The following is a 26801-nucleotide window of genomic DNA, read 5'->3' as shown; positions in this document are numbered from 1 at the left end:
ATACTATTAAATATAATATTGACTCCTATAAAGAAAAAATAGAGATACCTTTTAAAGAAAACTTATTCTAATTAAAATAGCAAAGTTTAAATTTTTTAAACTTTGCTATTTTAATTTTATTTATTTCAAATCAAAACTTTTTAAAATTTTTTCTTTTTCCTCTCCAAAAACTTCAACAGTTTTTATATTAGGATAATCAAGAACCATATTAAAACTATTACTTACATTTTTTTCATGTACAACTACTAGATAGCAATGTGTATCTATAGCTTCATGAGTTAGACTTGCAGCTCCCCAATGGTCAGGTTCTGTGTTATGTCTAAATCCAAAATAAAAGTCATCTACAGTATATACTAAAGCGTAAAAAGATGGCGAACCATGCTCCATTGATGCCAACCTACCCCCTTCTATTTCATACATATATCCCTTTTGGCATAATATGCATTCTAATTCTTCATAATATGGAGTTTTATACAATATATCAATATAATCTTTACTAAACATATTATCACTATCAATTCTTATATGATACATATAATCATATCCTTGTATTAAGCTATATATAGTTTCATCTCCATCAGGCGTAAAAATTACGTTATCTGGTAATTTATCGTATTTTGATAATGCATTAAATACTAGTTCTTCAGTTTCTCTTGTGTATCTCATTATACATTTAAAGTTTTGATTAGTTTGATTTTTTAAACTTCTTAAAGTATATTTATTAAAAATTTCAATTCTATATTCAATCCATTCTTTAGTTTGAGATAATTTTTTAGAATCATTATATACATCTTTAAATCCTGGCCAGAATGGATTTTCGGGTACATTAAATGGTATATCTATAACCATAATAATTTTATTTTCCATATCAAGTTACCTCTTTCATATTATAGAAATATATAAAGCTAATTAGCCTTATATATTTCTATAATATGAAATTAAAAAAATTATGTTATTATGCACACCTCAAACTTTTTCATCATAATATTAAACATAACGACATTAAAATTCATGAAATAAGGGTGAAAATATGTTTAATAATAAAACAATTTTAGTAACTGGTGGTACTGGTTCATTTGGAAATGCTTTAATAAAAAAAATTATTAATTCAAATATAAAAGAAATAAGAGTTTTTAGTAGAGATGAAAAAAAACAAGATGATATGAGAAGATTATACAACAACGAAAAAATAAAATTTTACATTGGTGATGTAAGAGACTATGATAGTATTAATTATGCGCTAAAAGGAGTTGATTATGTATTTCACGCAGCTGCTCTTAAGCAAGTTCCATCTTGTGAATTCTACCCTCTTCAAGCAGTTAAGACAAATATATTAGGAACAGAAAATGTTTTAAATGCATGTATAAGTAATGGAGTTAAAAAAGTTGTTTGTTTAAGTACTGACAAAGCTGCTTATCCTATAAATGCAATGGGAATATCAAAAGCAATGATGGAAAAAATAGCTATATCTAAATCTAGACTATTAGACCCTCATGATACTTTAATCTGTATTACTAGATATGGAAATGTAATGGCCTCTAGAGGTTCCGTAATACCTCTTTTCATAGAACAAATAGAAAATAAAAAAGATTTAACTATAACAGATCCGAATATGACAAGATTTATGATGAGTCTAGATGATGCAGTTGAACTTGTTTTATACGCATTTGAGCATGGTAACCAAGGAGATCTATTCATACAAAAATCACCAGCTTCAACTATAGAGTCTCTATCAAAAGCTTTAATTGAGATATTTGATGCATCTGACATAAAAATTAGAACTATAGGAACAAGACACGGTGAGAAGCTATATGAAACTCTAGCTACAAGAGAAGAACTTTCAAAATCTGAGGATTGTGGTTCTTACTATAGAATATTGGCTGATAATCGAGACTTAAATTATGATAAGTATTTTATATCTGGAAAAGATCATGTCTCTTATTTAGAAGATTATAATTCTCATAACACTTATAGATTGAGCTTAGAGGAAACAAAAGATTTATTATTAAGTCTTGATTTTATAAAAAATAAACTAGATTCATTTTCTAAATAAAGCAATTGAGTGAGGTTAAATTATGATAAAAGTAATGACTATAATTGGAACTAGACCCGAAATAATAAAATTAAGTAGAGTTATAAATGAACTAGATAAATATACTAACCATATACTAGTTCATTCTGGACAAAATTATGACTATGAACTTAATGAAGTATTTTTTAAAGATTTGGAAATAAGAAAACCAAATTATTTCTTAAATTCAGCAAAAGGTAATGCTATAGAAACAATTGCTGATATTTTAGTAAAAGTTAATGAATTATTAGATATAGAAAAACCCGATGCAATTTTAATATATGGAGATACGAATACATGCCTATCTGTAATTGCTGCTAAAAAGAAAAAGATACCAATCTTTCATATGGAGGCCGGAAATAGATGTTTTGACTTAAGAGTTCCTGAAGAAATAAACAGAAAAATCGTAGACCATTTAAGCGATATTAATTTTACACTAACAGAACATGCCAGAAAGTACCTAGAGGCTGAAGGAATACGACCAGAAACTATAATCAAATCTGGTTCTAGCATGAAAGAAGTATTTAAATATAATATAGATAAAATTAATCAGTCTTCCATATTGAAATACCTATCCTTAAACCCAAAAGATTACTTCGTAGTTAGTGCCCATAGAGAAGAAAACTTAGATATAGACAATAATTTTACACAGCTTCTTACTTCATTAAATAAAATAGCAAACCATTATGATAAAAAAATAATCTTTTCTACACATCCTAGAACTCAAAAAAAAATAGACCTTATAGAAAATCTAGAACTCGATCAAAGAATAATTTTGTTAAAACCATTAGGATTTTTTGACTATATAAATTTACAATTGAATGCATATTGTACTCTATCTGATAGTGGTACCATAACTGAAGAATCCTCTATACTAGGATTTCCAGCAATAACTATAAGAAACTCTCACGAAAGACCTGAAGGTATGGATGAAGGTACATTAATAATGAGTGGCTTAGACTACGATACAATACAAAACTCAATAGACATTGTAGTTGGTCAGTCTAGTGATAACTGTATGAATATAGTAAAAGATTATGATACTGAAAATGTTTCAAAAAAAATTGTACGATGTATCGTAAGTTACATCGATTATATAAATAGAAATGTTTGGAATAAACACTAAGGAGGGTTTATATGCAAAAAGTATTAATATTTGGTGCCACGGGGATGGCTGGACACATGGTTGCAATGTATCTATCTAAAATTAAAGAAAAATACACTGTATATAATGTTTGTCATAATTCCAAACTAAATGAAAATAGCATACTATGTGATATAAACGACATTGATAAAATAAACAGTATAATTGATTATATAAATCCAGACGTAATTATTAACTGCATAGGCGTATTAAATAAATCCGCTGAACTAGATATTAAAAATACTATATATGTAAATACTTTTTTCCCAAAACTGCTAGATAGACTAGGAGAAATTAAAAATATAAAAATATTACATTTAAGTACAGATTGTGTATTTAATGGCTCTAAAGGAAACTATTCAGAAGAATCTTTTAAAGATGAAGACGGTATTTATGGATTAAGCAAAAACTTTGGAGAAATATATGGTAAGAATTCACTTACAATTAGAACTTCTATTATAGGCCCTGAATTAAAAAACGGAAGTGGGTTATTTAACTGGTTTATGCATCAAGAAGGAAGTATAAAAGGTTTTACTAATGTGTATTGGAATGGAATTACAACATTAGAACTTGCAAAGGTTATAGATACATCATTAGATTTAAATATACAAGGTATTTATAACATAGCTAACGAGACTAAGATCTCTAAATACAATTTACTAAATTTAATGAAAAGTGAATTCAAAAAAGATAATATTGAAATAGAAAAATTTGAAGAAATTTACTGCGATAAGAGCTTAGTTTCAGTAAAAAAAGATTTTAACTATAAAGTAAATCCATACGATGTTATGTTAAAAGATATGCATGTTTGGATGGAAGAAAATAAAAGTTTATATAAATTGTATTTTTAAAATATTTATGCTCAATGAGTTTTATATTATATTAAACTCATTGAGCATAAATTGTAATAACTAAAAAAACTTTTTAATTATATACATGCTTTTTTATGTAGTCCTAGGTAAACTATAGAAACTATAATTGAAACAAAAAGTAGTCCAAAGAATAAAAAAGATTTGTTTATTTCATACACATAAGCTGATGCTATAGGTCCAAACGCATATCCACATGACTCTGCTGCTCCTACAAATCCAAATACAATCCCTTTAATTCTAGGCTTATCTCCAAATTCGGATAATGAGCTTTGTAATGATGCATTCAAAAAAGTTGCACCTAAAAAATACACTATAATAATTGCAGTAAAAATAGGTATACTTCTTGTTAGTGCTAATCCTAATAAGCTTATATTCATAACAGCAAATGATAAGAACAATTGCCTTTTATTTCCTATTTTATCACTTACCCAACCCGCAATAGGCGCACCTACTCCAAATACCATTAGATATATAGATATTATTGCTGATGTATATGATGTTGTTGCTCCTAGTACATCTCTTCCATAAAAGTGAAAAAGTGCAACAACACAACCATATATAAAATCTCCTAAAAATGCGATAGCACCTAAAACCAATATCTTATATCCAAGTTTAAATTTTCTTATTTCCGCAAATATATTATTTGATTTGCATGATCTACTTGCTCTTGTTTTACAATGATTACTATTCCTTTTTATTTTTAATTTTACATATATTAATGATAGTAAAATTATTATAGATGATGTATAAAATGATAAATTATAGTTGCTTGTCTTAGAAACTATAATTCCCCCTATAGCTGCTCCAATCCCTCCTCCAAATGTAAAGACTGCTGAAGCTAGTCCTGTACTTTCTCCTCTTTTTTTGAAATCTAGAGATCTTGATAATATTGAAAATGTAGCTGGTGCAGCCATACCTAATATAGCCCCCTGAATTATATATATCCATCCAGATATCAATTGAGATTTATTTAACGTATATGAAAAAGGTATAAATACCATTAGTAAAATAGCTAGCATTAAAACTAATTTATCACCTATAAAATCAGATATAACTCCAAAAGGTATTTGAACTATCGCTTTGCTAACTCCGTATAAAGAAAGTATTGTTCCTATCATTACAGTGGTTAATCCTATTGAGTTTAGATACAATGGTATTATAGGAATCATAACACTATAACCTATCCCAAAAACTAACCTATAAGTACAAAATGTCCTTAGTTCTTTTTTTGTAAATAGAACACTACTCTTTAGCATTTAAATCATTCTCCTAGAATTTAATTTTCATTACACTTTATTATATTCCTGCATATAAAATCTATTCATATAGTGCTTTCTTTAGAGAATTTATTTAATAACTATACATATTTCTTCAGTAACTTTACAATATATAACTTCATATAATAATATTAATTATTTATTTTTTTAAACTTTATTAATAAAGGTATGGTGTAAAATGTTTAATGATATTTCAATTATAATTCCATATAAAGAAAGTACCCCTGAAAGATCTAAAATTTTTGAATTTGTTATTAATAGATATAAGTCTTTAATGCCTGATGCTGAAATATGTATTGGTTGTAATGAAGGTGTATTTAATCAAGCTAAATCGTTAAATGAGGCAATAAAAAAATCTACTAGAAAGTATCTACTTTTCATGGACAGCGATGTAATAATAAATCCCGATACTGTTACTAAATGCCTTGAGATGATAGAAATTTATGATGTAGTTTTTACACATGATTTATTGATAAGACTTACTCCTGAATTTTCTAAACATATAATGGATAATGCTATCTTAATTCTCAATCAACGCTTAGAAAATTTCGCAGGTCAATATTTCCATTATCCTTTAAACTCTATTTGTATGATAAGAAAAGAGTTATTAAATAAAACAGGTTGCTTTGATGATAGATTTGAAGGTTGGGGCCATACTGACACAGCTTTTAGAGCAGTTTTATTAGCTGCTACTCCTAATGTAACCACTTTAAAATTCCATACTATATACCATCTACATCATAGTTATAATCCTGATTTTAAAAATGATACACATTTCAATAATAACTCAAAAATTTATGAAGAAAATTACACTCCTTCTAAAATTTCTGAAACTATGAAATATTTATCAGAGAAATACAAAAATTCATAAAAACTTATTATAAAAGCTCTATTAAATTTAATAGAGCTTTTTAATTACTTTATTATTTATCTAAATAAATAGGTGGATATTTTACATCTTTCAGTTCATCATGCTTTACTAATTCATGACCGTCACTTAAGTCATGTATCTGAAATAGTACTTTGTTTATGTATAAAGCATAGTAATCATCACTATAAAAATATTGATATTTATAATTAGGATCATTTTTATAATATACATTGTAAGGAATTCCATCATAACTTGCTATTTTTGCTTTTTCTTTCGTAATTTTATTTATATCATCTTTTGAAACCCCCTGCGCTTCCATATATTTATTAATATATTTTTCTGCTTCACTCCAAGGCTTAAAGTTATTATTATATATGTAAAACCCTGTTAATCCTATAATTGATAATAAAAAAATAGCCATATATTTTTTCATATAGACCTCCTTTATTTTAATAAAAGTTCTCTTATTTAAATTCAATATAATGAACTTTAAATATGTTATAAGTTTTCTAATATACTACGACTTTGAGATATCAAAGTCATAGTTACATCTCAATTGTAAAGTTTTAATGTATTTTCCAGATTTATTAACTTTAACAACTTGAACAGGTATAACATCCTTATAGGGAATTTCTACAAGACGCTCTTCTTCATCAAATGTTTTTTCAACTTTATCAAAGAATTCTTTCTCTGTTAATGTAGTATTAGTTAACGACTTAAATATGTTGTATGTAGCTTTAATATATTTATCATTTTTATCTAATTTCTTATTTTCAGGATATTCTTTAACCCAAAAAATATCTATTATAGACTTTCCTTTTTTATAGTCTTCATACATAGAATAATATAGACTTTGAATAGATTTTGTAGGAGGACTTTCAAAACCTCCTAGCGATAATACGAAATCACCATCTGGATTAGAATCAGCAACACTAAGTCCACTATCTGTTATAGATTTTGAGATCTTTTTAGATAAATCTTGTTTAACCTCATACAATCCATCTCGGGTGTTAGTTTTTTTTGAATAATTTTCAAAAAGTTTAATAGTTTCGTTTGCTTTAGTTTTTTGAGTTTCAACTTCAATTGAGTTTTTTGATGAATTATCTGAATGTGTACATCCTACCATCAAACATACGCTTAAACTTGCAACTAATATCATAGATAATATAGATTTTTTTATTTTCATATGAGTTCTTCCTCCATTATATTTTACTTCTCAAATAGTTATTAATTTCTGTACTGTTTATCGAAATGTTATTTGTTACTTTTCCCAAGTTTTTGATGCAACGATACTCCATAAGTTATCCACAAATATTAATTAATCATAAATTCCTTAAACATAAAAAAGGACGTTACCTTCTGTTAAAAGATAACATCCTCTTTTTTGAGCATCAATATATATGGCCCAACTAGTAGGTTAATCGACCCAACTGTCAGTATTTTGATTGAGTGGTATGTATATATTTATCATAAATTTATTTTTTTCAGCTTCAAATAATATTTCTCCATTGTATTTTTCTAAAGATGACTTAATGCTTTGAATTCCAATTCCATGCATGAATTTATCTATTTTATCAGTTAATAATGTATCTTTATGAATTTTAACACTATTAACTTTACTATTTTCACATTTAATTATAAAAAATGATTTTATTATAGTTCCTTTAAGTCTAATATACTTATCAATATTTTCATTACTTATTTTATCACATGCTTCTATTGCATTATCTAAAATGTTATCAAATATACTAGATACATCTATCGGTTTTATAAAGTTAACTTTTGAAAAGTTAATATCACAAGTAAAGTTAATTCCTTTATTTGTACATACTTTACTTTTTTCATTTATTATAATATCAAGTATCATATTGCCTGTATTATAAATACATTTAAAATCTTTAATTTCATCTTTTAAATTATTAATATACTCATCAACTTCTAAACTATTATTTTTAAGATTATCTATACAACAAATATGATTATTTATATCGTGATAAAGCTTTTTAACCTTTACATGGGACTCTTGAATGCTCAAATAATATTTATATTGCATATCTAATTTATTTTGCATTAGCTCATTCTGAGCTTTTAATTTATTTTCTTTTATAGTTCTTCTAAATATTATTATTATAATTATGCTACTAGCTATTACTAATTTTGGAGTAACCAATTGATCAAAATAAGGCCATTCATCTTGCAGTACCGGTACTGACATCTTCCATTCAAACAACAGCTTACTTAGAGCATAATAATTTCCTATAGGATAAACTCCCATTGTGTATCTTCCAACTATATTAATAATATTAGCCATTAATGCAATAAGTAAATATATATAATTTCTTTTTTCACTATTAAATAACTTTAACTTATTGTTAATAAACACAAGTATAGCAAATGTAACTATTACCAATATATACGAACATATTTGAACTTTGATACCATCGCCATAAGATACTAAAAGTGCTTGTTCAGATGATATAGAACTTCCAGTAAATCCAATGAATAATATTCTATATATAACTTCTTCGTATAAATCGTAATATACATTAAATAAATAAAATAAAACTACATATTTAACATATCTTATATTGTAAAAATAATTAAAATATATACCAAAAGCAATGCATACTATAAAGTCAGTTAAATAATTTATACTAATAGCGTACTTTTTAAATCCATTTATTAGAGATAAGAAATAAATTAATGTTACTAAAATGTAAAATACAATTTTATGATTTTTATTTCCTTCTTTTTTATAAGTTATTAAAACTTTAAATATAATAAATCGTAAAAGTATTGATAACCCTAATATTATGAAAGGTGTAAATTTTAACATATGGAATCACCAAGAAATTTTAAGAATTTAGTTCTAACATCCTTATATCTATATCTACTAACAGGTATTTCTTCTCCACTTTCCAATATTGCAATATTTGACTTTATATTTTCTACATAATTTAGATTAACTATAAAACTTTTATGACATCTTACAAATTGATCTAAATTTAAATCTTTTTCTATTTTTTCTAAACTGTATCTTACTTCGAAATTTTTGTTTATAGTATGTATTAGCATATCCTTTTTTTGTACTTCTATATAAGTTATTTTATTTGAATTAATCTTATATGTATTAGACTTATTCTTTATTATTATATAATTATGTTTAATTAATTTGATTTCTTTAATACATGTTAATAAGTGTTTCTTTAACTCTTCGAAATTTATAGGTTTTAATAAGTATCTGTAAGCTTTTACCTCATACCCGTCTTGTACATAATCTATGAAAGAGGTTATAAATATTATCTCCATTTTATTTCCTGATTGTCTAATTTTTCTTGCAACATCCATCCCATTAATATTGTCCATTTTTATATCTAAAAGTAGTATATCTACATCTTTTAAATTAGCTTCTAATAGTTCTTCTCCAGAGCAATATTTGCTTACTTCATATTTTATATATTCTTCATCTAATATATTTTTAATGTAGTTTTCTATTAAAAGTCTCATCTCTATTTCATCTTCACAAATTGTTATTTTAATTATAATCCCTCCCCATACAACTTTATCTATTAAGTATTTTACCTCATATTAAAAGTCTTTTTAAATAAAATTAAGTCTACTATTAAAATAACGATTAGATACATACTTACTGCTAATCCCCCTATAAAGGAAATAAGTAAATGAATACCTCCCATAATAAGTATTAAAATCATCATTAAGTAATTCTCTACTATTCCTTCATTTTTTTTAAGAACATTAATTGGTCGAGAAAAAGGCATATCTTTATCAAGTGTTTTAAATGTGATTATCATGATAAATACTCCAACTAAAAATGTAATTATTATATGTGGTATTATACTAAATTTATAAAAATATACAAAGACTATCGATTGAATTAAATAAAGCGGAAGTATTAAATTAATCAAACAGGCTTTAACAGATGCCTTATGTACATTCATTTTATTTTTTATATTTACTGTTTTATATATGTATGATGCTTTATAGTTTTTAGAATATTTTAGAACTATCATTATTTTAGGAATTATCATTAAAGAAAAATATAAAAACATATACATGTATGAACTTATGTATTTTTCATTTTTATCAAAGATCATATATATAGGATATACATAGTAAAGTCCAATAGTTGGATAGACTTTCTTTTTAAAATCTCTATCCTTTTTCATTATATTAGAAATAAAGTTGAAAAATATTCTCTCTTCTTTATCTTTACATATAATCTTGCTTAGTGTCATTGTAACATTATACTTTTTTATATTTTTACTATAGCTTTCATCACTAAGCTTTTGAAGTTTGTTTTCAAATAATGGGGTAAATCTTATATATATTAAGATTGATATTATAGGTATAACCAAAGCTAAAAAAGAAAGTATACCCAATGTTCTATTTATAGTTCCTGTTGTTATTATTTCAAATGTAGCTGCAAACCAAAAAGGTGGTAAAATATAACTTGCTATCCCTAAGTCAACATTATTGAATATATTCATGCTTTGCGATATATTAATTACAAATATATATGCAATGCTAAATACCATTGTAACTACAATCTGTATAATGCTAATTACATCTTTAAGCCTTTCTCCCTTGAATAGTTTTAATATAAGCAAATAAATTAATCCCGATAGAATTACCATAAAAATATCTATAAGTAATATTTCTATTAAAAATACCAAAGAAAAAATTACCCCATACTTTATTGATGCAATTATTGCAAATCCACTTAATGACATACTTATGCTTATCATATATATTAAAATATGAGTTATTTTAGATGCATTTAATGTTTTTAGACTTATACCTTTTGTAGCTAATATCCCTTTATCTTTTATATCTAGTATTACAGATGAAAAATCTGATATAAATGTTGTAATCATAAAAAACATAAACATAGAAAAGTATAAAGCCATAGCTGTGAATATATTTTGACTATTTATTATAATAATCATCATACATAATCCAATAATTGCATATACTATTTGCATTATTTTATATTGATTTGAAGATTCTTGATATTGATTATTATTTAACAAATTAGATGTTTTCCTGGAATCTATAGTTAACTTTGTACTTAGTATTAGTCTCATATCATCATAATCAACTCCTAATTTTTCATATAAAAACCTAAATTTATCAAGTATCTTTAGAGAGATAAAATTTTGCATACCCTACACCTCTTTTAATATAGATATAAATTTTTCGGCAAGTTCTTTATGTTGACTAAAGCCTGTAAGTTGATTAAATATTTGTTCTAGAGATTCTTCATGTACACGTTCTTTTAAGTCATTAAAGTTGCCATCTGCAACTATTTCTCCATTATTTAATAGCACTATTCTGTCACTTATTTTTTCTACAACTTCCATAATATGTGATGAGTAAAAAATTGTCTTACCTTCTTTTTTTAAGCTTATCATAATTTCTTTTATTATCATTACACTATTTGCATCTAAACCACTTAGCGGTTCATCTAAAAATAGTATATCTGGATTGTGTATTAAACTTGAGATTATAACTACCTTTTGCTTCATCCCTTTTGAAAAAGATCCAATTCGTGAGTTATATGCATCTTGTATTCCTAATACATCCATCAGTTCATAAGCTTTTTTATCTGCAGTATCGTATTCTAACCCATAAAGCTGGCCTATAAATGTTAAGTACTCTCTCGCAGTTAAACATTCATACACTTCTGCCATCTCTGGTACATAGCCTATCCTTTTTTTATATTTTTCATCTCCAATTGATATGTCTTCTCCAAAAACCTCAACTACACCTGTATAACCCTCAACTAGTCCTAAAATTATTTTGACAGTTGTACTTTTACCAGCTCCATTTGGACCTATATATCCTACGATACTCCCCTTGTCTATCTCTAAATCTATACCTTTTAGAACTTCTTTCCCTTCGAAGTTTATTTTCAAATTTTTTATAAATATTGCCTTATCCATAACTACTCCCCTTAGTGCTTTTTATTTTACATATTTTTCCAAATTATACCATATAGATTATTTTCATTCAAATTTCAAAATTGTTTCTTTTTAGATGGTCTTTTCAATTAGTAATTGAAATTGCTCACATTAAAAAGAGATATTAGACTATATTTCTAATACCTCTTAATCAACTTTATAATATATATTCCTACAAATATCTCTTTACTTCATCCCAGGTAGGTATAGACTCCAAAGCCCCTAACTTAGTTGTAGTGATACCACCAACTAAGTTAGCATATTTCACAATTTCTTCAATATTTTTACTTGGTTCATTTAGTATTTGAGCCAAAACAGCTCCAATAAATGCATCTCCTGCGCCTGTAGCATCTTTCATTTCTAATTGTTTTGTTTTTATCGATACTTTCTTTTCTTTAGTTACCAGCATAGACCCCTCTTTACCTAAGGTAATAACAAGATTCTTACATCCCAAATTTATTAGATAATCAGCAGCTCCTTCAATATTGTCTTTATTACTAATTAAATAAGCTTCTTCTTCACTTAATTTAACTATATCACTACCTTTGATAAAATCTTTGCAACAATTTATAAACATCTCTTTGTCATTTTTAAATAAGCTATCTCTATAGTTTGCATCAAAAGATATTAATTTATTATTATTTAAAGCATACTCTTTTAATTTATAATAAGTATTTTTTAGTTCTCCCTCTAAAAACGCTGTTGCACTTCCAAAATGAAATAAATCAAATTTGTCCAAATCATTTTTTATCATATCAAAAGATAAAAATTCATCTGCACCTCTTGCAAATTCAAAATCTCGATCTCCATCTTCTTTTAATGATACGAATGCAAAAGTAGTATTCTTGTCCTTTAATTTAAACATTAAATTCGTATTTATGTTATTTTTATTAAAAGTATCTTCTAAAAATCTACCAAAAGCATCATCTCCGACAGTTCCACAAAAATAAGCTTGAGCACCTAATTTTGATATTGCTGCTGCAACATTAGCAGGAGCTCCCCCTGCTTTTTTTATAAAACCTGAAGTATCAATTAAGTTTTTACCTGTATCTATAGATATAAAATCTATAAGTGCTTCTCCTATACAAATTACTTTTTTCATTTTCTATCTCCTTCAACATTTAATTCCTAGCTTCTCATCTATTTTTAAGATCTTCAACTATATCGTTATACGTAGATTTATTTAACTTATATGCTAACAATACAATACCTGTAATAACCCACATTACACCTGGTATAGTTGTAAATGAATGTTTCATAATTGCTAATACTACTTTATTTTGCGGTTGATTTGCAACATATCCAAATGCACCTAGTGATAAAGCTAATACAGATGTACCTAAAGCCATACCTATTTTATTTCCTAGTGAAATAAATGCATATTGAAAACCATCATTTCTTATACCTGTTTTCCACTCACCATACTCAACACAATCTGGAATAATCGCATATATAGCAGTATTGAATCCTGAAAAGAAAAATTGAGCTAACCCTGATAATATGTAAAATATTATTGGTGATGTGCCTATGCTAAATTTATAAAGAATTATCATAGATATACCTGTGCAAATTGCAAAAATTGATGCCGCTCTACCCTTATTTTTCGTCCATTTAAATAACAAAGGAAAACATGCTGCCCCTATTATAGATGGAATCATAATAACTAATGAATATGTGCTAAAGAATTTAACGTTACCTTCTACATAAGTAAAATAATACAATGCATTTGCATTTCTTCCATATAGCGTTAATCCAAATAATAATTGACCAATAAATGCTAATATGTAAGGTTTATTTTGTAGAATTGCCTTAAGCTCAACTTTTAGAGATAGTTTTTGTTTTTGAGGAACCTCTACCACTTCTTTAGTTTTTGCAAAGCAGAATATATGACATAAGGCGAATATAATTCCATATACTATAGCAACTAATAAATAACCTTTTTGAGCATTTCCATTACCTAAATTATCTATCAATGGTACTGTAATAATATTTATAATGCTTATAGCTATCATGGCACTAACTGAACGTGATGTATTTATCTTAGCTCTTTCTTCTATATCTTGAGTCATAGCTCCACATAATGTACCATAAGGAATATTAACACAAGTGTATCCCAATACAAGAATGCAATAAGTTATTACCATATAAACTATCTTTGAGGTATCGCTCCAATCAGGATGTCCCCAAAATGTTAATACTAATACAATTGATGTTAAAGGTGCTGCAATTAATAACCATGGACGATATCTACCCCATCTTGTATTTGTTCTATCACTCAAACTTCCAATAATAGGATCATTTATAGCATCCCAAAATCTTGAAAATAGCATCAGCATAGATACAGCTGCCATACTTATACCAAACACATCAGTATAAAAAATCATTAAAAAATTTCCTACAAACATCCAGCTAAAGTTACAACCTACATCTCCCATCCCATAAGCAATTTTACTTATTAAAGGTACTTTGCCACTTGTACTTTTATTTACATCTGATATTGTGTTTTCAATCATGTTATCTCCCCTTATTTAATTAAGTAATTTACTATTCATCTCTTATATTTTAATAACAGCCTTTACTATGTCACTTTTATTATTTACGCTATAATCCATAGCTTTTTGAACTTCATCTAAAGTAAACTCATCTGTTACTATTCCTTTTAAATTAACTTTTCCGTTTGCAACAGCTTCTATTGCCATTGGGTAAATATGACGATATCTAAATACTGTTTTAAATGTAAGTTCTTTATCTAATACTAAACTCATAGGTAATGTCATTTCCCCTGTTTTACTATATCCAACTAATACTACATTAGTACCTTTTTTAGCCATATTTATACATTGAATAGTAGTTATTTCAGCACCTGCAGTTTCTATAGCTAAATCACAACCTTTGCCATCTGTTAATTTCATTATCATTTCTACAGGATCTGTTTCTTTAGAATTAATAACACCTGTTGCACCTAATTCTAAGGCTTTTTCTAATCTTTTTTCCATAATATCGACTACATATACATTAGAAACTCCCATAGCTTTTAATGCCATCATCGTTACAAGTCCTATACATCCAGACCCCATTACAACTGCTGTTTGACCAGCTTGAGCTTGTCCTTGAATCGCTGCATGAAAACCTACAGCTAAAGGTTCAATTAATGCGCCTTCAATCGTGCTAACGTTTTCCGGAAGCTTAAAACATAAATCAGCTTCATGGCATACATACTCTTGGAAAACCCCATCTACTGGTGGTGTAGCAAAGAATATTACATCTGGACAGAGATTATATCTTCCTGTTTTACAAAATTCACAGTGCCCACATGTTTTTCCTGGCTCAAGCGCTACTTTATCTCCAACACTTAGGTGTTTTACATCTTCACCTACTTTAACTACAACGCCTCCTGGCTCATGACCTAGTACAAATGGTGGTTCTACAATATAGTCTCCTATACGACCTGTCTCGTAATAATGAAGATCTGACCCACAAATACCTACATATTCTAATTTAACAAGAACCTCATTAGCTTTTGGTTGTGGTACTTCTTTTTCTATAAATCCCATTTTACCTATTCCATTCATTACTGCAACTTTCATTTTATTTTTCATCTGTATTCCCCTTAATATGTAATTACTTTTATAAAACATTTTATAAAAGTAATTACATTATGTCATATCTATTACTAAAAATCAATATTTTGCTAAAATTTTTTCCAAAATAAAAAAATTACTATATGATAAGAATAATTTAACTTATCATATAGTAATTTTAATTTTATATTAGCGAATCAAAGAAATTATCTATAAACTTTATACCAGCACCTACTGCTGAGGCTTCTTTTTTATATTTAGCAGCACTTACATAAGAAGTATCAATCTCAAAACTATTGTATTTAGATATACTTTTATTAATATCTAAAATATAATTTTCTAGATAACCACCTACATATCCACCTAAAATTATATGGCAATCAAATACCATTCTTAAGTTAGTAACTACTATAGCAAGATTATCTAAATACTCATTCCATATACTTAAATATTTTTCATTTCCGTTTTCTAATTCTTTAAAAAATAAATCTAAATCATAATCTGAATTCTGAGATAATACATTTGCAGAACAATAAGCATCTACACATCCATTCTTACCACAATAACATGACTTACCATCTGGTCTAATTATTATATGTCCAAACTCTGCACTTTTTAAGTTATCACCCATATAAATACTATTATTCATATAGATAGCCCCTCCTACAGTATTGCTAAGAGATAAATATATACACTGCTTATTATTTAAGGTAATTTCAGCATATGCAGCGCTATTTGCATCATTTTTAAAACATGTATCATATTTTATAAACTGTATAAAGTTTTTTAAACTTATATTACTCAACTTTAGCGTATGAGAACGAGTTAGTATTAAGTTATCCTCATCTACAATTCCTGGTATAGATATACCTACACCTAATATTTTATCTATATCTACATTAGATTCTTTAATAAAATTATCTACTAATCTACCCAATGTTTCATAGTAATCTAGTGAGTCTTCATACCTACATCTAATTCTTTCTTTTTTTATCATATTCCCTTTTAGATTTAATAATACAAAGCTTATATGATTATTCGTTATGTCTACTCCTATTGAGTATTTAATATTTTCAGAAATAGAAAGTGCTTTTGCCTTTCTACCTCCAGTAGATTGATATTTCCCAACCTCAACAACAATTCCAGTCTCAATTAATTCTTTTATATTTTGTAAAACAGTAGGCATACTAAGGCCTAGCAATTTGCAAATTTCTTGCTTTGAGGTTTCATTTTGTTTATATATAAATTTAGCTATTTTAGCTTTATTTGACATTTTATAGTCTTCAATATTACTTTTCTTAATCATAAAATTCTCCCTTTGTTTTATAAAAACTTTTATAAAACTAATTATAGATTAAAGTGTATATATAATCAATAAAGCAAAATAAATTGTCGTCCTTCTTTAGGAAGAATATAATTGTAAAAATATGCTTTTGAGCATTTGAACAGAGATAAGGTGTATTACATCATTAAGGCAGATGATGCTAATATCAACACTTATTTAAAACAGAGCCTATTATAAAAATAAATCAGTATAAAATATATAGATTTGTTGCTATGATATAATCCGAATGTAAGTAAAAATGTATTGACTATTTAGCCAATACATCTTTATGTGGTCTCAATTGTGGAGTATATTTTTAAGTTTTCACAGTTTAATACATCGCTTACAATATCTTTATAAAAATCACGCTCATGACATACTAAAATCAAACTTCCTTTATACTCTTTTAATGCTCTTTTAAGTTCATTTTTTGCATCTATATCTAAATGATTTGTTGGTTCATCTAAAATTAATATGTTGCTTGACCTATTCATAAGTTTACATAATCTAATCTTTGATTGCTCTCCTCCGCTTAGTATACTTATTTTACTATCTATATGCTCGTTAGTTAGCCCACATCTGGCTAGCATACTTCTAATTTCATATCTATTGCACTTATAAAATTCATTCCATATTTCTTCCAAAGCAGTATTGTCATTTTCTATTTTTATTTCTTGTTCAAAATATCCTATTTCTTGATGTTCTCCAATTTTTATACTTCCACTTATAGGTATATTAATTCCAATTAAACTTTTTAATAATGTTGTCTTTCCTATTCCATTTGAACCAATTATAGCTATCTTTTGGCCTCTTTCCATTTTTATATTTATAGGCCTACTTAACGGCTTATCGTACCCTATAATTAAATCTTTTGTCTCAAATATAAGCTTTCCTGATTCCTTAGATTCCATAAATTTAAATTTTGGCTTTGGCTTATGTTTTGCTATTTCTATTCTATCAATTTTATCTAGTTTTTTTTGTCTAGACTTTGCCATGCCACTTGTTGATGCCCTTGATTTATTTTTTGCAATATATTTTTCAATCTTAGAAATTTCCTCCTGCTGTCTATTGTAAGCGGCCCTTAATTGAAGTTTATTGGCTTCATATACCTTCATAAAACTTTTATAATTACCTACATATCTTGTTAGTGATTTATTTTCAAGATGACATATTATATTTACAACACTATTTAAAAAATCTAAATCATGAGATATTAATATAAATGCATTTTCATAAGATTGTAGATATTTTTTTAACCATTCTATATGCTTTTCATCTAAATAGTTTGTAGGTTCATCTAATAGTAATATATCTGGCTTCTCTAAAAGTAATTTTGCTAATAATACTTTCGTTCTTTGACCTCCACTTAATTTTGAAACATCTTTGTCTAAGCCGATATCTCTAAGGCCTAAACCAAGTGCTACTGATTCTACTTTTGAATCTATACTATAAAATTCATTCTTAATTAAAATTTCTTGTAGATCATTAGTTTTTTCAATAGCTTTCGTAATTTCTCCCATATCCATTGAAGCCATTTGATTATATATATTATTAAGTTTACATTCCATATCAAATAGATTATGAAATGCTTCCTTTAAAGTATCTCTTATAGATTTTCCTTCTTTAAGATGAGTGTGTTGGTCTAAATATCCAACATTTATTTTGCTACTCCAATGTATATTTCCACTATCAGGTATTATTTTATTGGTGATTATATTCATAAAAGTTGACTTACCTTCACCATTTGCTCCCACAAGTCCTACATGTTCTCCTTTTAATAATCTAAAATATATACCTTTAAATATATCTCTGTCTCCAAACCCATGGCTCATATTTTCAACTGTTAAAATGCTCATTTTCATTCCTCGTTTCTTGCATTAATTTTCATATTAAAATCATAACATTTTAAAATATAGTAACCAAGTTTATAAATACTTCTGTAATAATATAGACTTTTTAAGTTATACAAATAGAAAGTGTCTCAAATAATTATAAACATCATTTGAGACACTTTCTATTTATATAATTTGTTTTTCTTGTCTAATAATTCTTCTAATACTATTTTCAGTAAGGTAGTATTGCTTAGTAAGTTCTTTAATAGATATACCTTCTTTATACTTGTTAAAAATCTCTATATTTCTTTTCTTTAAATCATTCTTACTTCCACTATTTTCTCCCCAAGATTTTTTATTACTAGACTTTCTAGGTATATATAAATATCCACCATCTATATATTCTTGAATTAATTCAATAACATCTTCAGGTAATATATTTTGTGCTTTTTCGTATTTCATGATTCTCGCTCCTATTTACTTTTTAGTTCGTAAATAATTAAGCAAAGACTGCACAAAACAACTTAACCGAATTTAATCTCGGCTCCGAACAAAGTTTATTTCTGTATATATATTACAGTCTTTGCGCAGAGCCAGGAACAATAACTAGTACTGGTTTATTTTGCATAAGATAACACCCCTTTATATTAATTTATATTTTTATATTATGCATAGAATACATCACATAAATTATATCATCTGTATTGGTATTATTCAAAGGTCATAAATAATTCTGTATTAAATTTGACCAAGACTGTATTATAAACAAAAGAAAAGCACTGATCTAAAGCCTAGGTCTTAAAATCAGTGCTTCTTAGAAAATTAATCTACTAACTTCCAAAATCCTGTTTTAGGTGTTACAAATAATTCATTCCCATCAAACTCTTTATATTCAGTGCATCCTCTTTTTAATATTTTTTGTACTATAAAACTCGATTCAGCCATTCCCGAATGTATCAACATTTTTGCTAATTTTCCAAATCTCATCTCTCCATTTTCTTCTAATATATCTATTATCTTAGCTTGTATTTCCTGTATTTGCTGTTTAGTATACTCCATGGTCTATCTCCTTTAATCTTATCTTTATATATATATTAGCAAAATACCTATACAAATTAAAGTTTAAAGTTCTAACTAATCCCGACCTACTAGAAAGTTCTCTAAATTCCTAATCTTTTGAGTCACCTATATTATAAACTGGAGTATTTAAATCTTTTGAATCTGCATAAACAAATAAATTTATAGGGAGTCGTAAATACGCCCCCCCTTCTCTTTCTGTTATTTTAGTATATACACTTTAACTATTATCTAATTTTTTCTATACTTTTTACTTTTCCATCGCCTATAGTTACAACTATATCAGCCATTTTTGCTATTTTTTCATCATGAGTTATCATGACTAAAGTTTGATTAAATTCCTTTACACTCATGCAAAGCATGTCCATAACTTCTTTACTAGTTTTACTATCTAAGTTTCCTGTAGGTTCATCCGCAAATATTATAGAAGGTTTGTTCGCAAGTGCTCTAGCTATTGCTACTCTTTGTTGTTGACCTCCTGAAAGTTCATTTGGAAATTTATTAATTTGACTTGAAATCCCTAACTTTTTTATTAAATCATTTATATACTCTTTATCTTCTTTTTTTCCATCCACAGATACAGGAAGAATTATGTTGTCATATACATTTACAACTGGTATTAAATTATAACTTTGAAATATAAATCCAAATTCTTCTCTTCTTATCTTTGATAGTTTATCATCATTCATAGTATAAATATCTATATCATCAAGATACACATTTCCTGATGTTGGTTTATCAAGCCCCGCCATACAGTGCAGTAATGTACTTTTACCTGAACCGCTTGGACCTATTATAGCTGTAAATTTATTAGGTTCTATTTCTAAATCTATGCCATTCAATGCATATACTTTATTATCTTCTTTTCCATATATCTTTTCTATATTTTTTATAATTAATTTTTTCATACCTCTCTGCTCCCTTAGAGTTACTTTATACTCTTTTTAAATTTAATCATTTTCTGAAATTCCTTCTGTTATTGATACTCCGTCTATCTTATCTTTAGATACATAGACTGAAACAAATCCTATAATTATAAATATTGTAAATAATATAATTATTTGGTTCCAAGGAACATTAAATTCTATAGTTCTTTCAAAGCTTCCTTCCATAAGACTTTTATTAGCATTTGAAATTCCTATATAATGATATACAGTTGCAATTATAGCACCTATTGTAGATGCAACAATTCCATAAAATTGACTTTCTATTATCAAAGTTTTTTTAATATCCTTAAGACTCATTCCTAACGCCCTTAGTGTTGATATCTCTTTTTTCCTTGCAATAATATTACTTCTCATAATAAAAATACTATTGACAGAAAGTATAAGTAAAATTAAGCATTGATATATTACATTAAGTCTATCTTCTGAACTTTGTTGTGCTCCAACAAGTTTCATATCTTCACCTTTACCCGATATTGAAGAAAATGCATAATCTTTTGTCAGTTTCTCTAATCTTTTTTCAACTAAATCTGCCTCACCTTTTTCAGTCATTACATAAATCTTATTATAATCCTTTTGATTCGTTAATTCTCTATAATCATCTTCTCTAAATATTACTTGTGCTCCATTTGCATCAACATTTCCATCTTGAGATGCTGCGTAAACTTCTTTCATAATAGCACTAACCTCTACTTCAAAAGTTTCATACTTTTTAATACCCTCTTTATATACAGGTAGTTTTACATCTATGATGTCCCCCACATTTACATCGTCAATAACCTCTGCTTCAAACGAATGAGTAACTTGTGAATTGGTGTTATTTACTAATATAACCTTTTTATACTGTCCAACTTTAGCATATATCAAATTTTTCCCTTCTTGAATAAATGAACCTCTAATTTTTAACATATCGTCGCTATATCCTCTTATAAGAAGTGGATACTCATTATTATGTTCATCTTTATACAGTTCAGTATTTCTGTTTAATTCTTCTTGATAAGCTTTAGATATTTTATCTTTAGAAAGTAAGATATGTCCGTCAGGATTATAAAAGTTTGGTTCTACACTTTGCACTCCTTCTATATTTTTTATATCTTCTATCATATCATTATCAATTTTATAAAATAAATTTTCTGATCCGTTATAACTACCACTCACAGTTTTATCTACGCTTCCATATGACATTCCCCAGATACCACCAGTTATACCTTCCTCTATGTTGGTCTTCAATGTGTCTTTTAATGCAAAGCTACATATAAACATTGTTCCAACCATTGTAATTGCAAGAATTGTTATAATAGTTCTAGTTTTATTTCTCCATATATTCCTAATCGCAATACTTCTAATTATGTTCTTTTGGCTTCTAGTTGTATTATTATTCTTTTTCTTTGATTTTTTCTTATACTTTTCACTAACCTTTATTGAATCAACTATAGACATCTTTATAGATTTTCTAACTACTATAAAACTGCTTATAGCTACTGATACTACTGATACTATAAAAGAGTAGGCTATACTTAGACCTTGTATAGTTAGTCTAGAACTATGACCATATACTAATCTTACTCCAATATATGACACAATCATCCCAAATAATATACCTATTACCGTCCCTAAAACTATATAAATAAGACTTAACTGTACAAACATAGTCTTTATTTTCTTCCTTGACATACCAATCGATCTCATAAGTCCTATTTGAATTGTCATATCTTTAAGAATAATATTAAAAATATTATATATTACAAGACTAGATACAATAACTAAAAGTATTATTTTCTTAATATTTTCTATATTGTTTTTAGATATATCTTTGAAAAAATTAGCTGCACTAACTTCTGGATTTTCATAAAAATAGCTATCATTAAGACTAAGATTTAATTTCTTTTCCATCCTATTTAAAAAGTTAGATGTATTTTTTTCAGACTTAAGAAATATTGTTCCTTTATATGTATCTTTAATTTTTATAGGTAACTTAGCTTCTTCATATACAAAAGCTTGAGTCTTAATACCACTTATTGAGCTAGATAGAGAACTATAATATCTATCTGGTTTTTCAATTAATCCAACAATTTTAAATGTTTTATTTTTACTATCTATCTTGTTTATTCCATTGACATCAACATAATTATTCATTAACAACATATCGATATTCTTATTTAATGGGTTACTTATTCCCATTTGTTCTGCAGCTTCTTTTTCTATAACTATTTCCCCATCTTCTCTTGGTTCTCTTCCTACCATCTTATAATTAAGTGAATTTATAAAATTTTCATCATAAGAATTTAAATCTAATTTCACACCATTTTCTTTATTGACTATTTCACAAAAATATTTAACTTTACTTGCCTTTTTCACTTCATTGTCGGTTTCTAATTGTTTGACTTTATCTATATTAAGTCTTTCAAACCATACTTGATAATCACCATGTAAATCTTTTGCTTCTTGTATTTGAGAATCATATCCCGAATCTCTAATTACATTCATAGAGAAAATAAGCATAACTGCAAGTGCAATACTTGATAATAGTGCTATAGTTTTTCCTTTCTGTTTTTTCATATAAGATATTGCTAATTTAAATGTAATCAAATTTTCACCCCTTCTTTCTTGTATTAAATACTTTCATAAAAAATGTTACCTTCTTTATCATCAAAGGTAACATTTCTAAAATTCGTATTCAATATGAGTCCGACAAGTGGTATTTTTTTACGGACAACTGTCACGTTAATCAAAAATTTTCATTAAATTTTTACTCGATTGGGATATGTATACTAGTTATAAATTTAAACTCACTATTCTTAATTTTTAATTCTCCATTATACTTTTTTATTGAAGACTTTATGCTATCCAAACCTATTCCATGAAGAAATTTATCTTTTTTAGAAGTTAAAATCTTATTGTTTTTAATTATTACTTTATTTGTTTTACTGTTTTCACATCTTACAACATAATAGCTCTTTATAAAGATTCCCTTTATAGTTATATATTTTTCTATATTATTATCATCAATTTTGTTACATGCTTCTATTGCATTATCGATTAAATTTGAAAATATGCTACTTATGTCAATCATATCTATGAATTCACATTTACTAAAATCTATAACTACATTAAAATCTATATTATTTTTTATACAGTCTTTACTTTTTTCATATAATATAATATCTAATAAAGCATTTCCTGTATTATAAATATTTTTATTATTTTTCACTTCATCTTCGATATTGTTAATATATTCATTTACGTCTTCACTACTATTTTTTAGTAATCTTATGTTTTCCATATGATTATTCATATCATGGTATACTTGTTTCATTTTTTCTTGTGATTCCTTAACCATTAAATAGTATTTATATTGCATATCTAATTTTTCGTTTACAATTTCTCTTTTTGCTTTTTCTTTTTCTGATTTTATAGAGTTAATAAATATAGATATCAATATTATATTTATTATGAATAAAATATAGGGGAATGTACTTTGCATAAAACCTGAAATTACAATAGTATCTAAAAGATGAGTGTATTCTATATTATTCTTTACTACTATTGAATATAAATCCCCTATTTTTTCATCTGATATATTTAAAAATAAAATTATAACTACATTAACTGGTATTGTTAAAATAATACATATATAATACTTTTTATCATTATATATCTTTTGTAGTCTATCAAAAAAATAGATGCCTATAAAAATAATAATAAAGTTTATTGCAATATCTAATATTATCATGTGAATAGCTTCATACTTAAGTGAACACTGTAAAATCCAATATATACTACACTCTATCAAAATATAAGATAGACTATACATAAGAGAGTTAATAATAGATTCTTTCATATCAATTTTATAAGTAATTTTACATATCAATGATAAAATTGAAATTATTACTATTAAAATTTGTAATACAACAACTCCAAAAGGCATCCCATCTTTAATTAAAGCTATTAATAATATTAAAATTAATATAAAGCGAATATTAGTTTTGATGTTATAGTCATAACCTCTTTTATTCATCAACATAAAAAATAAAACTATAAATATAACCATATTTATCCTAGCTAGAACATAATAAAAATCTAACATAATTTATCCTCTATCAACTCAAAGAATTTCTCTTTAGTTTCCTTAAATCTATATCTACTTACAGGTACTTCTTCACTATCTTCAAGTATGGCAACATATTGTTTTATAGATTTTACGTGATCTAAATTAACTAAAAAACTCTTGTGACATCTAAAAAATCTACTACAATCTATATCCTTCTCAAAGTTGCTCATGGTTCCCTTTGTTTTATAAGTTTTAGTTGAGGTATGTATAGTTATATTTTCTTTTTGAACTTCTATATAAGTTATTTCATTTATATCTAATTTAATTTGATTAACATGTTCCTTTACTATAATATATTTATTTTTTATCTCTACTTCTTTAATACAATTTCTTATACTATCTTTTAAGTTTTCATATTTTACTGGCTTTACTAAATACCTATAAGCTCTTACCTCATAGCCTTCTAGTGCATATTCTATCAACGATGTAATAAATATAATTTCCACCTTATTATCTAAAAACCTAATTTTTCTAGCTGTATCCATCCCATTAATTTTCCCTAATTGTATATCTAGTAAAACTATATCAAAATCTTTAGAGTAACTTTCAAGTAGTTCTTCTCCTGAACTAAATATATCTAATTTATATTGTAATGAAAGACTTTTAAACGCTTCATTAATATACCCTTCTAGTAACTCTTGTTGATCCTTTTCATCTTCACAAATTGCTATCCTAATCATAATACCCCCTTATGTCTTATAGAAGATTTCAATTTATCTATATACGTACACTTTAGGATAACATTTTTAAATCATTTTTATCAATACTCAAGTATAAGTAGTGTTACTTAAGCGTAAAAAAACATACTGAATAAAATTCAGTATGTTTTTTAATTCTATATAAGTAAATGTAAAGTTTTATATACTACAATATCCTATAACTTCATAGTCTTCAGGTATATTATAATCTTTATCTATTTTATCTAAATTCCATTTTAAATCAAATAGAGTTGTGTCTATTATTAACCCGAAATACAACATAGCTATTCCAGCGTCTATACCTCTCTCGTAATTGCTAGTAAAATCATCTTTTTTAACTGCTAGTATAATTTTTCCACCATCTATTATAAATCTCCATGGTTGTCTATTAAGAGTTGATGGTGCCATTCTAGCGTAACTAAATGCATCAAGAAGTCCTCTTTCTTCTAGCTCATCTATACTTGTATTTGTTCCCCATTTATCCATATATACAATTTTTTCTACTCCTAATCTTTCTGATCCACTCTTATTTTTAATAGTTTTATCAATTCCATAACCTAACGCTATAATCGCAGTTACCTCTTTATTTGATGAAATATCTAATTTTTCTTTTATAATATCACTATCATTGAAAGTTACCCAACATGAGTCAATATCTAAATCCCTAGCTTTTAAGATTAATCTTTCTCCTATATATCCGCTATTTTCAATGTATCCCTGTTTAACATCTGATAGTATAACAGCGTAACTAGGAGCTTTTATCATATGCCCATTATATCCAGCTACATTTTTTAATTTTTCATAAGTTTCCCTGCTATCAAATATTTTTAATTCTATATTTACTTCAGGTAATAATTTTTTAGATTTTTTTATGTAACTTTCTATTTCATTAAAATATTCTGCTTCTATAGCTTTCTCTTTAAAATCTCTTACTGACTTTCCATCTAATATAAGTTTTTTATAATTCATAAATAAGCCCCCTTTTAAATTAATTTTTATAAATATACCCATACTATTC

24 protein-coding genes are annotated in these 26801 nt (G+C 26.4%); 4 read left to right on the top strand and 20 right to left on the bottom strand.

The genetic code is table 11. The annotated features are described in order from the left end of the window. Positions 1-120: 120 nt before the first annotated feature. Positions 121-867, bottom strand: coding sequence for a glycosyltransferase family A protein (locus RWY47_RS11370; protein ID WP_224170221.1), 747 nt, complete (start codon positions 865-867; stop codon positions 121-123). Positions 868-1030: 163 nt separating this feature from the next. Here RWY47_RS11370 and RWY47_RS11365 point away from each other — a divergent pair, with 163 nt between their 5' ends. The 3 genes from RWY47_RS11365 to RWY47_RS11355 are packed head-to-tail and all read left to right on the top strand — an operon-like array spanning position 1031 to position 4066. Beyond that, complete coding sequence (locus RWY47_RS11365) at positions 1031-2053, top strand: polysaccharide biosynthesis protein (protein ID WP_224170220.1); 1023 nt, start codon at positions 1031-1033, stop codon at positions 2051-2053. A 22-nt stretch (positions 2054-2075) separates the two neighbouring features. Further along, positions 2076-3197 (top strand): non-hydrolyzing UDP-N-acetylglucosamine 2-epimerase, encoded by a 1122-nt coding sequence (gene wecB, locus RWY47_RS11360; RefSeq protein WP_025161542.1) that lies wholly within the window; start codon positions 2076-2078, stop codon positions 3195-3197. A gap of 11 nt (positions 3198-3208) precedes the next feature. Further along, a complete protein-coding gene (locus RWY47_RS11355; RefSeq protein ID WP_224170219.1) occupies positions 3209-4066 on the top strand; it encodes a dTDP-4-dehydrorhamnose reductase family protein in 858 nt (285 codons plus the stop codon). A 77-nt stretch (positions 4067-4143) separates the two neighbouring features. Here the strand turns inward: RWY47_RS11355 and RWY47_RS11350 are convergent, their stop codons facing one another. Continuing rightward, positions 4144-5343, bottom strand: coding sequence for an MFS transporter (locus RWY47_RS11350; RefSeq protein WP_224170218.1), 1200 nt, complete (start codon positions 5341-5343; stop codon positions 4144-4146). A gap of 199 nt (positions 5344-5542) precedes the next feature. Here RWY47_RS11350 and RWY47_RS11345 point away from each other — a divergent pair, with 199 nt between their 5' ends. Then, positions 5543-6235, top strand: a complete 693-nt coding sequence (locus tag RWY47_RS11345) for a glycosyltransferase family 2 protein (RefSeq protein ID WP_150842959.1) — start codon at positions 5543-5545, stop codon at positions 6233-6235. Positions 6236-6287: 52 nt separating this feature from the next. Here RWY47_RS11345 and RWY47_RS11340 read toward each other — a convergent pair whose 3' ends face one another. From RWY47_RS11340 to RWY47_RS11255, 18 genes are all read right to left on the bottom strand, one after another. Beyond that, on the bottom strand, positions 6288-6668 hold the full coding sequence (locus RWY47_RS11340) for a DUF3139 domain-containing protein (RefSeq protein WP_224170217.1): 381 nt from the start codon (positions 6666-6668) through the stop codon (positions 6288-6290). Positions 6669-6752: 84 nt separating this feature from the next. Then, positions 6753-7421 (bottom strand): hypothetical protein, encoded by a 669-nt coding sequence (locus RWY47_RS11335; protein ID WP_150842960.1) that lies wholly within the window; start codon positions 7419-7421, stop codon positions 6753-6755. A gap of 231 nt (positions 7422-7652) precedes the next feature. Beyond that, complete coding sequence (locus RWY47_RS11330) at positions 7653-9071, bottom strand: sensor histidine kinase (protein WP_168932274.1); 1419 nt, start codon at positions 9069-9071, stop codon at positions 7653-7655. Next, positions 9065-9763, bottom strand: a complete 699-nt coding sequence (locus RWY47_RS11325) for a LytR/AlgR family response regulator transcription factor (protein ID WP_332842047.1) — start codon at positions 9761-9763, stop codon at positions 9065-9067. The genes RWY47_RS11330 and RWY47_RS11325 overlap by 7 nt, the downstream gene beginning before the upstream one ends. Before the next feature lie 50 nt (positions 9764-9813). After that, positions 9814-11418 (bottom strand): ABC transporter permease, encoded by a 1605-nt coding sequence (locus tag RWY47_RS11320; RefSeq protein WP_224170216.1) that lies wholly within the window; start codon positions 11416-11418, stop codon positions 9814-9816. Between the two features lie 3 nt (positions 11419-11421). Then, positions 11422-12198 carry an ABC transporter ATP-binding protein gene (locus RWY47_RS11315; RefSeq protein ID WP_035116711.1) on the bottom strand — a complete coding sequence of 259 codons (777 nt, stop codon included), beginning with the start codon at positions 12196-12198 and terminating at the stop codon, positions 11422-11424. Between the two features lie 190 nt (positions 12199-12388). After that, on the bottom strand, positions 12389-13318 hold the full coding sequence (locus tag RWY47_RS11310) for a carbohydrate kinase family protein (protein ID WP_021431016.1): 930 nt from the start codon (positions 13316-13318) through the stop codon (positions 12389-12391). Between the two features lie 34 nt (positions 13319-13352). Next, positions 13353-14729, bottom strand: a complete 1377-nt coding sequence (locus tag RWY47_RS11305; RefSeq protein WP_021431017.1) for an MFS transporter — start codon at positions 14727-14729, stop codon at positions 13353-13355. 42 nt (positions 14730-14771) lie between these two features. Next, positions 14772-15815, bottom strand: coding sequence for an NAD(P)-dependent alcohol dehydrogenase (locus tag RWY47_RS11300; protein ID WP_025161552.1), 1044 nt, complete (start codon positions 15813-15815; stop codon positions 14772-14774). 166 nt (positions 15816-15981) lie between these two features. Beyond that, positions 15982-17103: an ROK family transcriptional regulator gene (locus RWY47_RS11295; protein ID WP_021431019.1), complete on the bottom strand. Its 1122-nt coding sequence runs from the start codon at positions 17101-17103 to the stop codon at positions 15982-15984. A 305-nt stretch (positions 17104-17408) separates the two neighbouring features. After that, positions 17409-18977 (bottom strand): ABC-F family ATP-binding cassette domain-containing protein, encoded by a 1569-nt coding sequence (locus tag RWY47_RS11290; RefSeq protein ID WP_150842962.1) that lies wholly within the window; start codon positions 18975-18977, stop codon positions 17409-17411. A gap of 162 nt (positions 18978-19139) precedes the next feature. Then, positions 19140-19415: a CD3324 family protein gene (locus RWY47_RS11285; protein ID WP_021431021.1), complete on the bottom strand. Its 276-nt coding sequence runs from the start codon at positions 19413-19415 to the stop codon at positions 19140-19142. Positions 19416-19775: 360 nt separating this feature from the next. Continuing rightward, positions 19776-20012, bottom strand: coding sequence for a hypothetical protein (locus RWY47_RS11280; protein WP_021431022.1), 237 nt, complete (start codon positions 20010-20012; stop codon positions 19776-19778). Between the two features lie 245 nt (positions 20013-20257). Then, entirely contained in the window at positions 20258-20938 is a 681-nt protein-coding gene (locus RWY47_RS11275) for an ABC transporter ATP-binding protein (RefSeq protein WP_150842964.1), read from the bottom strand. 42 nt (positions 20939-20980) lie between these two features. Continuing rightward, complete coding sequence (locus RWY47_RS11270) at positions 20981-23563, bottom strand: FtsX-like permease family protein (protein WP_316030333.1); 2583 nt, start codon at positions 23561-23563, stop codon at positions 20981-20983. A gap of 160 nt (positions 23564-23723) precedes the next feature. Beyond that, on the bottom strand, positions 23724-25061 hold the full coding sequence (locus tag RWY47_RS11265; protein ID WP_168932267.1) for an ATP-binding protein: 1338 nt from the start codon (positions 25059-25061) through the stop codon (positions 23724-23726). Continuing rightward, positions 25055-25765, bottom strand: coding sequence for a LytR/AlgR family response regulator transcription factor (locus RWY47_RS11260; protein ID WP_224170215.1), 711 nt, complete (start codon positions 25763-25765; stop codon positions 25055-25057). The genes RWY47_RS11265 and RWY47_RS11260 overlap by 7 nt, the downstream gene beginning before the upstream one ends. Positions 25766-25942: 177 nt before the next feature. Beyond that, complete coding sequence (locus RWY47_RS11255) at positions 25943-26752, bottom strand: nitroreductase family protein (protein ID WP_168932265.1); 810 nt, start codon at positions 26750-26752, stop codon at positions 25943-25945. Between the last annotated feature and the right edge of the window lie 49 nt (positions 26753-26801).

Source organism: Paraclostridium sp. MRS3W1, assembly GCF_032465715.1.
In the GTDB taxonomy this organism is placed as follows: domain Bacteria; phylum Bacillota; class Clostridia; order Peptostreptococcales; family Peptostreptococcaceae; genus Paraclostridium; species Paraclostridium dentum.
This window is presented reverse-complemented; position numbering and strand designations above follow the sequence as displayed.

Coding starts and splice junctions, on each gene's coding strand:
- RWY47_RS11345 (WP_150842959.1), top strand. CDS start 5,543: ATGTTTAATGATATTTCAATTATAATTCCATATAAAGAAAGTACCCCT.
- RWY47_RS11305 (WP_021431017.1), bottom strand. CDS start 14,729: ATGATTGAAAACACAATATCAGATGTAAATAAAAGTACAAGTGGCAAA.
- RWY47_RS11340 (WP_224170217.1), bottom strand. CDS start 6,668: ATGAAAAAATATATGGCTATTTTTTTATTATCAATTATAGGATTAACA.
- RWY47_RS11350 (WP_224170218.1), bottom strand. CDS start 5,343: ATGCTAAAGAGTAGTGTTCTATTTACAAAAAAAGAACTAAGGACATTT.
- wecB (WP_025161542.1), top strand. CDS start 2,076: ATGATAAAAGTAATGACTATAATTGGAACTAGACCCGAAATAATAAAA.
- RWY47_RS11370 (WP_224170221.1), bottom strand. CDS start 867: ATGGAAAATAAAATTATTATGGTTATAGATATACCATTTAATGTACCC.
- RWY47_RS11285 (WP_021431021.1), bottom strand. CDS start 19,415: ATGAAATACGAAAAAGCACAAAATATATTACCTGAAGATGTTATTGAA.
- RWY47_RS11330 (WP_168932274.1), bottom strand. CDS start 9,071: ATGTTAAAATTTACACCTTTCATAATATTAGGGTTATCAATACTTTTA.
- RWY47_RS11355 (WP_224170219.1), top strand. CDS start 3,209: ATGCAAAAAGTATTAATATTTGGTGCCACGGGGATGGCTGGACACATG.
- RWY47_RS11280 (WP_021431022.1), bottom strand. CDS start 20,012: ATGGAGTATACTAAACAGCAAATACAGGAAATACAAGCTAAGATAATA.
- RWY47_RS11335 (WP_150842960.1), bottom strand. CDS start 7,421: ATGAAAATAAAAAAATCTATATTATCTATGATATTAGTTGCAAGTTTA.
- RWY47_RS11310 (WP_021431016.1), bottom strand. CDS start 13,318: ATGAAAAAAGTAATTTGTATAGGAGAAGCACTTATAGATTTTATATCT.
- RWY47_RS11265 (WP_168932267.1), bottom strand. CDS start 25,061: ATGTTAGATTTTTATTATGTTCTAGCTAGGATAAATATGGTTATATTT.
- RWY47_RS11260 (WP_224170215.1), bottom strand. CDS start 25,765: ATGATTAGGATAGCAATTTGTGAAGATGAAAAGGATCAACAAGAGTTA.
- RWY47_RS11320 (WP_224170216.1), bottom strand. CDS start 11,418: ATGCAAAATTTTATCTCTCTAAAGATACTTGATAAATTTAGGTTTTTA.
- RWY47_RS11315 (WP_035116711.1), bottom strand. CDS start 12,198: ATGGATAAGGCAATATTTATAAAAAATTTGAAAATAAACTTCGAAGGG.
- RWY47_RS11255 (WP_168932265.1), bottom strand. CDS start 26,752: ATGAATTATAAAAAACTTATATTAGATGGAAAGTCAGTAAGAGATTTT.
- RWY47_RS11300 (WP_025161552.1), bottom strand. CDS start 15,815: ATGAAAAATAAAATGAAAGTTGCAGTAATGAATGGAATAGGTAAAATG.
- RWY47_RS11295 (WP_021431019.1), bottom strand. CDS start 17,103: ATGATTAAGAAAAGTAATATTGAAGACTATAAAATGTCAAATAAAGCT.
- RWY47_RS11365 (WP_224170220.1), top strand. CDS start 1,031: ATGTTTAATAATAAAACAATTTTAGTAACTGGTGGTACTGGTTCATTT.
- RWY47_RS11275 (WP_150842964.1), bottom strand. CDS start 20,938: ATGAAAAAATTAATTATAAAAAATATAGAAAAGATATATGGAAAAGAA.
- RWY47_RS11290 (WP_150842962.1), bottom strand. CDS start 18,977: ATGAGCATTTTAACAGTTGAAAATATGAGCCATGGGTTTGGAGACAGA.